Source organism: Lysinibacillus sp. G4S2, from assembly GCF_030348505.1.
Lineage (GTDB): Bacteria > Bacillota > Bacilli > Bacillales_A > Planococcaceae > Lysinibacillus.
Window position 1 is genome coordinate 1,012,700 of the sequence record NZ_JAUCFJ010000002.1, and the last position, 13,742, is coordinate 1,026,441.

A 13,742-nucleotide genomic window follows, 5' to 3' on the forward strand; every position below is an offset into this window, starting at 1 on the left:
GGTATGATTATTTGTGTGTGGAGGGTTATATGAATGGTCAATCTACTCTTGAAACAAATGGAACAAACTCGTGAGATGATGATTCGCTCAGGTGTAGAAAACGGGTTGCGAAATGCGAAAACCATTCAACTGAGTCGCAGATTAGATCAGTTAATGAATACTTATTATAGACAGACAGCATTTGAAGAAGAAGAAGATCAGGAAGATTGAACGAATGTTCCAATTAAGAGTATAAACTTTTTAAATAAATTGTTTAAAAAGCATTCTACGGGGAATACTAAGTACGAACACAGCAACATTCTCATTTCCCCCTTTAGAGCAGTGATACCCCATCAACTGCTCTCTTTTTTATCTTCATTCTACTGAATGAAAATAAAGCTTACAGCGGATGTCACGCGTTGTTCGTCTGTGCGACAGCCACAACATGGTTTTGTCTGTGCGAAAGCGAAGTGCTAACGTAGCGACAGCCACAATTACGCGTAATGAGAAATTGATTTACTCGTATATATGCAACACATTAGGTTTTTAGTACAAGTCATAACAAGAGTTTGAATTATCCTACTTATTCAACTACACTGAAAGATAAAATAAGTGCTAATGGTTGGTAATTTGAACAATGGAATAAAGAATCAATCAAAAGCCTTTATAACAAAGGAGTATTTTACATATGGGAAAAGAGCGCATTGCATTTATCGGTACAGGCGTTATGGGAGCTAGCATTATCAAGCATTTATTAGAAAATGGTCATGAGGTAACCGTTTATACACGTACAAAGGAGAAAGCAGAGCCACTTATGGCATTGGGGGCATCTTGGGCAAGTTCTCCAGCAGAGGCATTTGAAAATAAAGATATTGCCTTTACGATGGTTGGATACCCTGCAGATGTAGAGGAAGTTTATTTTGGAGACAACGGATTGTTTCAAACGGCTGAATCGGGCAATATCGTTATTGATATGACTACTTCAGAACCAACATTGGCAAAGAAAATTTTTGAACATGCCCAAAAGCTTGGAGTAGAATCGTTAGATGCACCTGTTTCTGGTGGAGATATCGGTGCTCAAAATGGTACATTATCCATTATGGTTGGAGGTAGTCGAGCTACATTCAATAAAGTTTTACCAGTCATGAATCATTTTGGTGAAAATATTGTTTATCAAGGTGAAGCTGGTGCAGGACAGCATGCTAAAATGTGTAATCAGATCGTTATTGCCTCGGGAATGATTGGTGTGTGCGAGTCAATGGCTTACGGTTTAAAGGCTGGACTAGATTTACCAACAGTATTGCAATCCATTTCTTCTGGAGCTGCAGGTTCTTGGTCGTTAAGTAATTTAGCACCCCGCATGATAAAAGGAGATTTCGCACCAGGTTTTTATATTAAGCATTTCGTGAAGGATATGAAAATTGCTTTAGATGAATCTCAAAAAATGGGGATTACATTACCAGGTCTAACACTTGCTTATGATATGTATGAAAAGCTAATTGAAGAGGGCTATGGTGAAAATGGTACACAGGCACTTTTAAAGGTTTATCAATAAATGTTAATACTTTAACAAGTTGTGAGAATTCATCATAGAAAACACTAACTATAGAAAAATTTTAGGAAGCCCGAAGTATCATCTTATGAAAGGATGGATACTTCGGGTTTTTCATATTTCAAATAGCTTTACTACCACACAGAAATAGTGAGGCTAAGGAAGTATTACGCTTTACCAAAAAGTTTTGCGTATAAGAAAAACTAGATGCCCTTGCAAGTGCAAAGTATAAAGAAATTGCCAGCTAAAGGCTAAATCTTATTCATATACAGCAGAGCCGTCTGTGCCGATAAAGCCAACGCTAAGCTTCACTGAAAAAATGGCAACTAAAGTAGCGAAAAGTCTTGTGCCTAATCCTAAAATAATGGCGAGGGGGGCTTGTATACCTTTTTTATAATGGAGGTAAAAGTGATGACCGTATGTTATGTGTATAAGTTGTTCTTCGTTCCGGCTGATTGACTCATCGGACGCCCCCAGTCGGAACGGAAATTACCCCAAGCTATGATGATAAGCCATATTTTAAAAAAGTTCTATAGTCCTTGGTATTAAGTATCAAGTGAATCTTTAGTATGGTTTAGATAGGGAGAATATTCGTTCATTTTAGAGTGTTAGTTAAGTGAGTTTGATTGTATATTGTAAATAGTATTAATTTTCTTTTAAAAAGAATATTTTTTATTACAGAGGGGAATTTTTTTTCATATTATAGAGAATGGGGAGGGGGGTTTTTATGAAGCGGAATACAGAAGACGCACAGCATCGAAGTCAGTTAGCTCTTTATTTGTCACTGCCAATTTTATCGTGGGCATTTTATGATTTTGCGAATACAATATTTTCTTCAAATATTAATACGATATTTTTCCCATTTTATATGGATGAGGTTTTAGGAAAGAATGAGGTCATGCAGCAGGTGGCAAGCACGTTTATTTCGTATGCCAATGCCATTGCAAGCTTTTTCCTCGTCGTTTTTTCACCTCTCTTTGGTGTATGGATTGATAATACTGGTTATAAAAAGAGATTTATAGTGTGGTTTGCATCTATTTCTATTTTCTTTACTTTTATGATGGGTGTTTTTGCGAATCTACAGACGTCAACAAATTATTCAGGCGTGCCAATTAGTTTGTTTTTAGTTGTTGCTAGTTTTGTCATTGCGAAATTTTTCTTTAATTCAAGTCTAGTGTTCTATGATTCAATGATGGGAGATTTAGGGACGAAAGAGGAAATGCCTCTTATTTCTGGTTATGGGGTAGCGATTGGCTATTTAGGTACAATTTTTGGATTACTTGTTTATTTGTATGTCGGAAACAGTGGTTTCCATCGTGCATTTATTCCAACTGCCATTTTATATTTATTATTTTCTTTGCCATTATTTTTTATTAATAAAGATATACCGATTCCAAAGTCTCAGCGAAAGACCATTAAATTTCTAGATGGTTATAAGGAAATCGTTAAAACCTTTAAGGAAATGAAGCAATATAAGGCCATTTTCACCTTTATGATTGCTTATTTCTTTATAAATGATGCCATTGCAACAACCATTGCAATGATGGCTGTATATGCAACAGCGATTGTCGGCTTTACTTCGGGTCAATTTATCGTACTTTATTTAGTGTCCACTGTTTCAACAATTATTGGCTCACTAGCATTTGGTTATATTACAAAGGCAATTGGAGCTAAACGTGCGATCACTGTGGTAGCACTAATAATGATTGTCGCTTTATCTTTTGCTGTTTTTGCGACCGAGCAATGGATGTTCTGGATTGCTGGTAGTATGTTTGGCATATCACTCGGATCAATGTGGGTAACATCTAGAACCTATATTATTGAATTGTCTCCAGATGAAAAACGTGGTCAGTTTTTTGGCTTATTTGCATTTTCAGGTAAAGTATCCTCAATAATTGGGCCAGCAGTCTACGGAACAGTCACATTATGGATGAAAGATTACGGAACGCTAGCAAGCCGTGTTGCGCTATCTACATTAATTGTGATGACAGTAATTGGCCTATTGGTGCATCTAAAAGTCAATGAAAAAAATGGGAAAAGCAAGTAGGAGAAACGTCTTGCCTATGATACAATTGAATTATAAATAGAAGATGGAAAGAAAGGAGCGGGGTTGCTTTGGAACATAAAGGTATATTATTAGAAAGTGGCACAAATGAGCTAGAAATTGTTGAATTTGAAGTAGCTAACAATAAATTCGGTATTAATGTTATTAAAGTGAAAGAAATTATTCAACCGATTCCAGTTACGTTTATTCCACACGCGCACCCGCATGTAGAAGGGATTATACAATTACGAGGTGAGGTTTTACCGGTAGTTGATATGCTTAAAGTATTGGGAATTCAAAATACAACGCGTAATCCTCAACAAAAATATATTGTTGCTGAATTTAATAAACAACGAGTAGTCTTCCATGTCGATAACGTTACACAAATTCACCGTATTTCATGGGATCAAATCGAGAAACCTTCTGATATGTATCAAGGAGGAACATCTCAAGTAATTGGTGTTATTAAGCAAAATGAGCAAATGATTCTATTGCTTGATTTCGAAAGAATTATGGTGGACATTAATCCAGATTCAGGTATTAGTGTAGAATCTGTTAAAAAGCTTGGTAAACGTGAGCGCTCTGAAAAACGAATTTTAATTGCTGAAGATTCACCATTATTACGCAAGCTATTATTCGATACTATGAATGAAGCAGGTTACGAGAATGTAGAATTCTTTGAAAACGGCCGTGATGCTTATGAATACTTAGAAGCAATCGCTAAAAGTGGTAGCGATGTAACTGAACATATTCAACTAATCGTGACGGACATTGAAATGCCACAAATGGATGGACATCATTTAACGCGTAAAATAAAGGAACATCCGGATCTCCAAAAGCTTCCTGTCATTATTTTCTCAAGCTTAATTACAGATGATCTTCGCCATAAAGGCGACCAAGTAGGTGCAGAGGATCAAATTAGTAAGCCAGAAATTGCAGAGCTTATTTTACGAGTAGACCAACTTATCCTCTAAAAGAAAGATTACTAAAACGGATAAAGTTAGATAAGGTACTTCACAATATTAATAATGGGTATCCTGAAAGTATATTAATAATTAAAAGAAAGTCGGATGCCTATTTTAGGCCCGACTTTTTTTGTATAGATCATGGTGCTACGAGTAAAATAAAGAGTATCCATACAATTTAACATCTGAATAACGTGCCGAAAAATAGGCTAGTCATCGGAAAGAATATGCATGTACATGTTAAGGAAGTGATTATTTGAACGAATTAAAAACAGCTATCATCGATATTGGCTCAAATACCATTCGATTAGTATTGTATCAATACGATAAAGAAGAGGGACTTCGTGAAATTGGAAATATTAAAACAGTTGCACGTTTACGTACATATTTACAGCCCTCGGGTGAAATGTCTGAAGAAGGTATACAAGTATTAACAGAAACGTTGTTGACTTTTAAAGCAATGCTTGATGATTTTGAAATAACTGATGTAAAAGCTGCTGCAACAGCTGCAATCCGTCAGGCAACAAATAGAGCAGAAATTATTACCTTAATGAAGGAACGGACAGGCATTCAAATAGAGCTTTTAACTGAAGAAGAAGAGGCATATTATGGCTTTGTTGCTGTAGCGCATTCAATAGGCACAAAGTCTGCTGTAACTATTGATATCGGTGGTGGTAGTACCGAAATAACGCTTTTTAAAAATAAGGAACTACAGAAATCTCATAGTTTTCCTTTTGGTACAGTTTCTTTAAAGCAACGTTTTGTAAAGGGCGATATTATAAATGGCAGTGAAAAAAAGGAACTCATTGCATTTATAAAAGAGCAGTTTAAATCACTTCCTTGGATTCAGGATATCGGTTTACCAATTATCGCTATTGGTGGTAGTGCCCGAAATGTTGCTCAAATTCATCAACAAAAGCATGCATATCCAATCGCAAGTGTACATGGTTACGAAATGACTAAGGAAAATTTAGATGAGCTTAGTTTATTTTTAGGTAATTTAAGCTTTAATGAATTAAAACAGTTAGATGGGCTTTCGGCGGATCGTGCCGATATTATTGTCCCTGCATTAGAGGTTTTCAGTGTATTAATGGAGGTAGTTGGCAGTGAGTTGTTCCAGATAACAAAGAACGGACTGCGTGAGGGACTCATTATACAGCGTATTTTGCAAACAGATAAAAGTGCATTTGATAAGTACAATGTGTTTGAGGGAAACGCTAGAAGATTGGCTCGTCAGTATGGTCGAACTGAAGAAGAAGTGGACTATTTGATGAATTTAACGGATCAATTGTACCGTGAATGTTGCCATCTTGGTTATTCACAATATAATCAAAAAGATTTGGAATTATTAACGAGAGCGTCGAAAGTTTTTAATATTGGAGAGTATATTGAGTTAAGTTCTGCAAGCCAGCATACCTTTTATTTAATTGCGAACCAATCTATTGATGGGCTGAATCATAAGGAACGTGTGAAATTAGCACTTTTAGCTTCGCATAAAAATAAAGATTATTATCAACGATTTGTTGCTCCGTTTACAGAATGGATGAGTCGTGAGGAGTATCGTAAAATAAGAGACTTTGGCGCACTTTTAAAATTTGTCTATGCGTTAAATGTATCGAAAAGAAAGATTGTACATGCCATTGAGATGCAGACAGAAGAAGATTATGTGCAGCTTAGCATTTACGTGAAAAACAATGCTGCCGCTGAAAAATATCAAGCAAACCGACATAAAAAACATCTAGAACGTGCACTAAAGATACCTATAAAAATAAACTTTATTGAAGAAGGGTTGAATAATAATGACAACTGAAGTTACTAACAATCAGCTACAAGAAGAGGAATTCACAGAAATACAAGGTCGATTACTAGAGGAAATCGCTAAGCCGCAATACTATAATAATCGTGAATTAAGCTGGTTAGCCTTCAATGAACGTGTTTTAGAGGAAGCAGAGGATGTCAATAATCCTCTGCTAGAGCGTCTAAAATTTTTAGCGATATTTAGTTCGAATTTAGATGAGTTTTTCATGGTGCGTGTTGCAGGTCTACAGGATCAAGTACGTGCAGGATTCCATAAGCCTGAAAACAAGTCAGGCTTAACACCAAAAGAGCAATTAGCGAAAATTGCTGAGCGAACGCAGGCATTAGTGCGCCGACAAACTGAAGTATATCGACATTTAATCTATGATTTATTGCCACAACATAATGTACATATTGCAGACATAAAAGACTTAAATAGTACACAAAAAGCATTTGTTAATGAAATGTTTGCAGAAACCATCTTCCCTGTTTTAACTCCCGTAGCTGTAGATGCGTATCGTCCTTTCCCAACTTTGTTTGGTAAAACATTAAATTTACTTGTTTTATTAGAGCAAGATGAAACAGACATGGAGAATCGTGAAAAGGTAGCAATTGTTCAAGTACCATCTGTCTTAGATCGTTATATTAAAGTACCATCAGCAGACGGAGAGACAGTTATTGTCTTATTAGAAGATGTGATTGTAGCGCATATAGAAAAGCTCTTTTATGGTTACAGTGTTAAGTCGGCACAGGCTTTCCGTTTGACACGTAATGCGGATTTGACAATTCATGAGGAAGGCGCAAGGGATTTACTTGTTGAAATCGAAAAAGAACTGAAAAAACGTAAATGGGGAGAAGGCAGTCGTCTAGAAGTGCGTGAGGGCGAGATGAGCGAGGAAGTTCTTCAATACTTACTAGATGAATTTGAAATTGAAGAATCGGATGTCTTTCATATAGATGGACCGCTAGATTTAACATTTATGTTCTCGTTTGTAAAAGGCATATCAGTTGGCCGTGAACATTTAGAATATGAAAGCTTTATCCCACAGCCACCATTAGATTTGCAATCGGATGAAAATATTTTTGAAAAAGCGCTGCAACAAGACATTTTCTTCCATCATCCATTTGAATCGTTTGCGCCAATCGTTGATTTTATTGCAGAGGCGGCCGTCAATCCAAACGTTTTAGCGATTAAACAAACATTATATCGAGTAAGTGGCAATTCACCCATTATACAAGCATTAAAGCTCGCAGCGGAAAATGGTAAACAGGTAACGGTTTTAGTTGAATTGAAAGCACGTTTTGATGAAGAAAATAATGTGCATTGGGCAAAGCAACTTGAGCAAGCTGGCTGCCTTGTCATTTACGGTATGAATAATTTAAAAACACACTCAAAAATAACGCTTGTTGTAAGTCGTCGAAATGGAAAAATTGAGCGTTTTGTACATCTTGGAACAGGGAATTATAATGATGCCACTGCAAAAATTTATACAGATATGGGAATAATAACGACAGATAAGGAATTTGGCATTGATGCCACTAACTTCTTTAACTATTTAAGCGGTTATACAGAGAAGCCAACTTTTAATCATTTAGTCGTGGCACCGTTTGATATTCGAGATGAATTTATCAGGTTAATGGATGAGGAAATTGCTTGTCATAAGAAGTATGGTAATGGTTTTATTCGAGCTAAAATGAATTCACTAACAGACAAAGACTTAATGATGAAGCTGTATGAGGCGTCTATTGCAGGTGTAAAAGTAGAGCTTATCATTCGTGGTATTTGTTGCATTAGACCAGGTGTCCCTGGAATTAGTGAAAACATAACAGTAACAAGTATTGTTGGTCGTTTCCTTGAGCATTCTCGTATTTATTGGTTCCATCATAATGGGGAAAATAAAGTATACTTATCTTCTGCAGATATGATGACTCGTAATATGATCAAACGTGTAGAAATTTTATTCCCAGTATATGCAAGCGAAGCGAAAGCCCGTATTATTAACATCATGAATACACAACTTGAGGATACAGCAAAAGCTCGTATTCAAGACTCCAATGGAAAATATCATTACAAAGAGTTTGATCGTAGTGAAGATCCAATTAATAGTCAGGAAATTTTCCTAACGGATGCACTAAAACCTACGCTAGACGAAGAATAAAGCAAACGCTACTTAGTGAGGGATATAATGAAAAAATATAAAGAGAGTGTAGCGCAATTTGCAGACTATCATCAAATCATACAACTTAATCCATTTGATGCAGTCGTATGTTTGAGAAAAGTGGATACAAAAGCGTTTGAAGTCATTATCTTTAACGATAAACTCCCGTCTTTTATTGAGCTACAGGATGTGAAAGCCACCAACGCAGAACAATTTTTTACGGAGCACAGCTGGCTGCAATTATTCAATATATTACAACAAGAATTGAATATGGACCAAATGCTGGAAATATGTACGGAGCACAAAGTAAAAACATTTGTTGTTCATATACAACACTTAGAAAAATCAGTTGTAGCAGTTATTCTGCGTGAGAAACAGAATGAAGTGGAACCATATTTACAATTTGTGGAACAGCACGTAAGTCCGGTATTAACAACTGATTTACAAGGTTGCATTATTCATCAAAACGCTGTTGCCACTTCTCTATGGGCAAACGAACATCAAAGCTTTATAGGACAAAATATTTTTTCATTATTAGAGAGTAAATATATCGATGAATTTAAATTACTATTTGCAAAAACTATTGAAGGCACAGCATCAGGTATGCCAAAATGCTTGTTTAAGCGCCAATTGCTAAATAAAGAACTATTTTATTTAAGAACGCTTCCAACGTACTTTAATGGTGAAATTATTGGTGTACATTTTTTTGTGAAAGACGTCAATTCATTTATGAATGATCATAAGGGCTTTTATTACCTAGCATTAATCGATGAATTAACGGGTATTTGGAATCGTAAAGCTTTTAAGGAGCATTGGCAACATCATTTAAATGATGAAAAGCATGAAAATAAGCAAACAGCGCTTATTTTAGTGGATATTGATCGCTTTAAAAAGTTTAATGAATCCCTTGGTGAAAGTAAGGGAGATGAGCTTATGCGGATGTTTAGTCTTAGACTTCGTGAACTCTGTTGCTCTAAATGCTCGCTTTATCGTTATAACAGTGATGAATTTATATTTATTTTAAAAGAAGCAACTATCAATAAAATTGAGCATACAGCAAACGCTATTTTAGACGCATTAAAACAGCCATTTATAATTGATGGGCAGGAATATTTTATTAGCGTGTCGATCGGTATCTCACTTAGTCCGGCAGATGGCAAGGATTTAGAAACACTTGTACTGAAGGCAGATAAAGCGTTATTTTCTGTAAAAGAGCATGGACGTTCACACTACCGTTACTACCGTGAAGATATGACAACTATTTTTCCAAATGAGGCATTAATGGAAGCACATTTACGTCGTGCCATCGAATTTAATGAGCTCAGTATTCATTTACAGCCACAAATGGATTTAACGAATAACAGTATAAATAGCTTCGAGGCATTATTACGATGGAATAATCGCAAATTTGGCTTTGTGTCTCCTGCACAGTTTATACCCATTGCAGAGGCATCAGGCCTAATAATTGAAATTGGTGATTGGATTATTGACGAGGTGTGTCGCTATCAAAAAGACTGGCAGCTAAAGGGCTATCGACCAGTACGAGTTGCCATCAATATATCACCAAAACAATTTAGAAAAGAAAACTTTGCTCGGAAAATTAAAACTGCCTTGAAAAAGTATAATGTCCCACCTGAATTATTAGAGGTGGAAATTACCGAAAGCTCCATGACCAATGTTCATGAAACCTTTTCAATATTAACTGAATTAAAGCAGCTAGGCGTTTATGTTTCAGTGGATGATTTTGGAACTGGCTATTCATCTTTAAGCTACTTAAAGCGTTACCCAATAGATATCATAAAAATTGATCAATCATTTATAGCTGATATTGCAAAAGATGATAAAAATGAGGCAATAATCAAGGCCATTATCTCTATGTCTCATAATTTAGGATTAGAAGTTGTTGCTGAAGGGATCGAGGAATCAACACAAGTTGATTTTCTAAAACGCCATCGATGTCAAAAAGGGCAAGGCTATTTATATAACAAGCCATTACCCGTAGAAACCATTGTTGAGAAATATTTTGTTAGCTAATAAAAACTGATCAAGTAGCACTTCATTCTAGATTGGATGAAGTGCTATTTTTTTGTAGTTTGGGGAAAAGAAGTGCATCACCAAAACGTGTGGTTGATTTCCGTTCCGGCTGGGCGCTTTCCTGGGGGCGTCCGATGAGCCGCTTCACTCGCGTTGCTCGCTCCAGGGTCTCATCTGTGACGCTGATCGAGGGCACTGAAAAACTCATCAAAATTAAAATTTTTTAACTCAAAAAAAATATCGGGCGCCATTTCATCCTTTTTTAGGAAGGGGTCGTCCGATTTCTTTCATTATTCTTTGCTTTTTTCGTTCATTAGTTTTAAAATTCTCTTCATATTCACGACAAATAGCGTTGCGGCTGCTTGTATTTGCATACCAAATAGACCCGTGGCGTTTGCTTGATTATACCCGTGTCTGTTTTTTATTTCACTATTCTTTGCTTCGATTTTATAGCGTTCTTTTGCCAATTGTTTAAAGGATTCCGTTTCCTGAAACACTTCTTGTTCTATGTGTTCATTTGACAGAAGAGAAACTGAATAACTTTTTGTTTTCGCTCCTTCTTTATAACACCCTTCTTTTAAAGGACAAACTTTACATTTTTCTATATCAAAGAAATATTTTAATTGTGTATTTTGCGTGGAATTCTTACGCTTTTTAATACTTTTACTCTTTGCTAAATGTCCAGCAGGGCACACATATAAATCGGCATCTTTATTAAACTCAAACTTACTTTCTTGCTTCCGTTGACCGTTCGTAATAACAGGATGTAGCCTTGAAATGAGTTGAATCTCTTTCTTTTTTGTGTATAATAAATTCTCTTTACCAGAATACGCTGTATCTCCAAGAATGGTGTTCACTTCTATGCCTGCTTGCTCACTCTTCTCTACTAGCTCTTGTAAATAATTCCCGTCACTTTTTTCACCTGTTGTTACAACTACTGCTGTTATAAGTCTTTCATCACTCATTGCCAAATGTGTTTTATAACCAAAGAAAGGATTCTCTTTAGATTTATAACCGACACGTGCATCAGGATCAGCTGAGTAATTTATTTTAAGCTCATAATCTTCAATAACTTCTTTGAGGACATTTACTTTTTCTTGTACACTTGGTATTTGAGCAATAGCCTTATTTTCTTCTATTATTTGAATGACTTGGTGACAATAGTCCACTTCTTTTTGGATATCTTGAGAAGTCGGTTTAGTGGGAAATTTTGATTTCATTGTTTCATCGAATTGATACACGGCTTTTCGTACCTGTTTTGATTTCTCTTGTAAAAACTCTTTCGGGGACTTCTGTTGGTAGCGTGCCTTCGTATGTGTTGCGTCTACAATCAATGTTTTACTTTTTAAAACACCCTGTGCAATAGCTAGTTCTACGGTTTTGTGAATGAGTAAATCTAACAATTGGACATCTTGTAAACGTAATCGACGGAATTTTGTTAAAGAACTTGCCTCAATAACACCTTCTTCTGGTGCCATATCTAAAAAATATTTAAAGGACATATCATATTTAGAACGTTCTACTACATCAACATCAGAAATATCATAAATTGCCTTAAGTAATAAATATTTGAACATACGAATAGGTGAAATAGCGTAACGACCATTATCTAGACAATATTTAGTCTCTAATTCCTCTAAAACAAAAGTAAAATCAATTAATTCCTTCATTTGACGAAGCATATTATCTTTTGGCACAACTAAATCATAGATTGCCATATGAGGACTAAGAGCAAGCGTTTCTTGTTTGGAAAGCATAAAAAGCACCACCTAAAATGAACAGTATACTAATAATTATAGATGAAAAAGAAAAGGAAGTAGAGAAAAAATTCGCTACTTCCTTTATCTAACCACTTTTTCAGTGCCCTCGACGCTGATCCCCAAGGAGTCGCCCAGCCTCCACTTCAATCAACTTATATACATAGCATACGTTTTAACTAATGTCATCCACTACTTTTGGTGATGAGACAGAAAAGAAGTGCAACCTGATTGGAAAAAGGGCGCACCTGAGCGAAAAGAAGTGCAACCTGATCAGAAAACGGCTGTACCCGATCACTTTTACGGCATACCCGAGCGGTTAAGGGAGTTACCCGATCACTTTTTCAGCCTACCCGATCACTTCTTCGGCATACCCGAGCGGTTTTGAGCGTAACCCGATCACTTCTTCGGCATACCCGAGCGGTTTTGAGCGTAACCCGATCACTTCTTCGGCATACCCGAGCGGTTTTGAGCGTAACCCGATCACTTCTTCGGCATACCCGAGCGGTTTTGAGCGTAACCCGATCACTTCTTCGGCATACCCGAGCGGTTTTGAGCGTAACCCGATCACTTTTTCGGCATACCCGAGCGGTTTTGAGCGTAACCCGATCACTTCTCCTGGCATACCCGAGCGCATTCAGTTTCCAACTAAGCAAACCCTTTTACAACGAGCCATTTATTTCACTTTCAATCCATCTAATACAATAGCTGTAAATTGTGCCATTTCTATAGCTAAATCGAAGTCTTCATTATGGATTAACCAATCATAGATGTTTGCACGCATACAACGTTGAATAACAGCCTGCATGTCAGTTACTTGTAAATCTTGACGAAACTCCCCGAGTCGAATGCCTTCCTCGATATAGGAATTAATAATTTGGAATATTTTCCTTTGTGGATTAATTAAATAATGATCTTGTTCTACTTGATTTGTCATAGCTGCAGTATAGACTGTTCTCAATAAATCTTTTCCGACAACATTTGTTAAGTACTTCATTTGTTCTTGATAAAGTAGTAGAATTTTTTCACTTGCTGGTAAAGTACGGTCAATATTTTTTTCCACCGTGCTATAAAAACTATCAAGCTCTTTAAATTTTTCTAAAATAACATCGTACTTAGATGGGAAATGAGTGTAAAACGTTCCCTTCGATACATTACATGCTTTAGTAATTTGTTCAACAGATACATATTCAAATCCATGTTTATTAAAAAGGTCTAATGATGTTTTTAGTAATTTTTCCCGTGTTTCTAATGCTTTTAATTGACGACTAGTTAGTGAATTCATATTTCGATTATTCCTCCAAATTTAAGGCTCATCTCTATAAAGTGTGGTTGATTTCCGTTCCAACTGTGGGCGTCCGATGAGGCGGTGCTCGCTCCAAGGTCTCAACTGTGACGCTAATCCTCAAGGAGTCACCCAGCCGGAACGAAAATCAACTAGGTAGTCTTAACGAA

At 36.3% G+C, this 13,742-nt stretch carries 11 protein-coding genes; 7 read left to right on the forward strand and 4 right to left on the reverse strand.

Annotated elements, in window-relative coordinates; all coding sequences use genetic code 11:
* The first annotated feature begins 33 nt into the window (after positions 1–33).
* The 7 genes from QUF91_RS05155 to QUF91_RS05185 all read left to right on the forward strand — a co-directional run bounded on the left by QUF91_RS05155 (position 34) and on the right by QUF91_RS05185 (position 10,530).
* Positions 34–210 carry an aspartyl-phosphate phosphatase Spo0E family protein gene (locus tag QUF91_RS05155; protein WP_285400257.1) on the forward strand — a complete coding sequence of 59 codons (177 nt, stop codon included), beginning with the start codon at positions 34–36 and terminating at the stop codon, positions 208–210.
* 457 nt (positions 211–667) lie between these two features.
* A complete protein-coding gene (locus tag QUF91_RS05160; protein WP_285400256.1) occupies positions 668–1,534 on the forward strand; it encodes an NAD(P)-dependent oxidoreductase in 867 nt (288 codons plus the stop codon).
* A 724-nt stretch (positions 1,535–2,258) separates the two neighbouring features.
* Entirely contained in the window at positions 2,259–3,578 is a 1,320-nt protein-coding gene (locus QUF91_RS05165; RefSeq protein ID WP_289417065.1) for an MFS transporter, read from the forward strand.
* A 68-nt stretch (positions 3,579–3,646) separates the two neighbouring features.
* Entirely contained in the window at positions 3,647–4,549 is a 903-nt protein-coding gene (locus QUF91_RS05170; RefSeq protein WP_285400253.1) for a chemotaxis protein, read from the forward strand.
* A gap of 247 nt (positions 4,550–4,796) precedes the next feature.
* Positions 4,797–6,350 carry a Ppx/GppA family phosphatase gene (locus tag QUF91_RS05175; protein WP_289417066.1) on the forward strand — a complete coding sequence of 518 codons (1,554 nt, stop codon included), beginning with the start codon at positions 4,797–4,799 and terminating at the stop codon, positions 6,348–6,350.
* Entirely contained in the window at positions 6,340–8,496 is a 2,157-nt protein-coding gene (locus QUF91_RS05180) for an RNA degradosome polyphosphate kinase (RefSeq protein ID WP_285400250.1), read from the forward strand. Before QUF91_RS05175 ends, QUF91_RS05180 begins: the two co-directional genes overlap by 11 nt.
* Before the next feature lie 27 nt (positions 8,497–8,523).
* Positions 8,524–10,530 (forward strand): putative bifunctional diguanylate cyclase/phosphodiesterase, encoded by a 2,007-nt coding sequence (locus QUF91_RS05185; protein WP_289417067.1) that lies wholly within the window; start codon positions 8,524–8,526, stop codon positions 10,528–10,530.
* 22 nt (positions 10,531–10,552) lie between these two features.
* Here QUF91_RS05185 and QUF91_RS05190 read toward each other — a convergent pair whose 3' ends face one another.
* The 4 genes from QUF91_RS05190 to QUF91_RS05205 form a co-directional block, all read right to left on the reverse strand.
* A complete protein-coding gene (locus QUF91_RS05190; RefSeq protein WP_289417068.1) occupies positions 10,553–10,726 on the reverse strand; it encodes a hypothetical protein in 174 nt (57 codons plus the stop codon).
* A gap of 94 nt (positions 10,727–10,820) precedes the next feature.
* Positions 10,821–12,287: an IS1182 family transposase gene (locus QUF91_RS05195; RefSeq protein WP_285398117.1), complete on the reverse strand. Its 1,467-nt coding sequence runs from the start codon at positions 12,285–12,287 to the stop codon at positions 10,821–10,823.
* A gap of 349 nt (positions 12,288–12,636) precedes the next feature.
* Positions 12,637–12,912: a hypothetical protein gene (locus QUF91_RS05200; protein ID WP_289417069.1), complete on the reverse strand. Its 276-nt coding sequence runs from the start codon at positions 12,910–12,912 to the stop codon at positions 12,637–12,639.
* A 51-nt stretch (positions 12,913–12,963) separates the two neighbouring features.
* Entirely contained in the window at positions 12,964–13,572 is a 609-nt protein-coding gene (locus QUF91_RS05205) for a TetR/AcrR family transcriptional regulator (RefSeq protein WP_289417070.1), read from the reverse strand.
* Positions 13,573–13,742: the final 170 nt, after the last annotated feature.

Bases quoted from the DNA above. Each gene is read 5' to 3' on its own strand.
- QUF91_RS05180 (WP_285400250.1), top strand. From the start codon at position 6,340: ATGACAACTGAAGTTACTAACAATCAGCTACAAGAAGAGGAATTCACA.
- QUF91_RS05160 (WP_285400256.1), top strand. From the start codon at position 668: ATGGGAAAAGAGCGCATTGCATTTATCGGTACAGGCGTTATGGGAGCT.
- QUF91_RS05200 (WP_289417069.1), bottom strand. From the start codon at position 12,912: ATGCCAGGAGAAGTGATCGGGTTACGCTCAAAACCGCTCGGGTATGCC.
- QUF91_RS05195 (WP_285398117.1), bottom strand. From the start codon at position 12,287: ATGCTTTCCAAACAAGAAACGCTTGCTCTTAGTCCTCATATGGCAATC.
- QUF91_RS05185 (WP_289417067.1), top strand. From the start codon at position 8,524: ATGAAAAAATATAAAGAGAGTGTAGCGCAATTTGCAGACTATCATCAA.
- QUF91_RS05155 (WP_285400257.1), top strand. From the start codon at position 34: ATGGTCAATCTACTCTTGAAACAAATGGAACAAACTCGTGAGATGATG.
- QUF91_RS05165 (WP_289417065.1), top strand. From the start codon at position 2,259: ATGAAGCGGAATACAGAAGACGCACAGCATCGAAGTCAGTTAGCTCTT.
- QUF91_RS05205 (WP_289417070.1), bottom strand. From the start codon at position 13,572: ATGAATTCACTAACTAGTCGTCAATTAAAAGCATTAGAAACACGGGAA.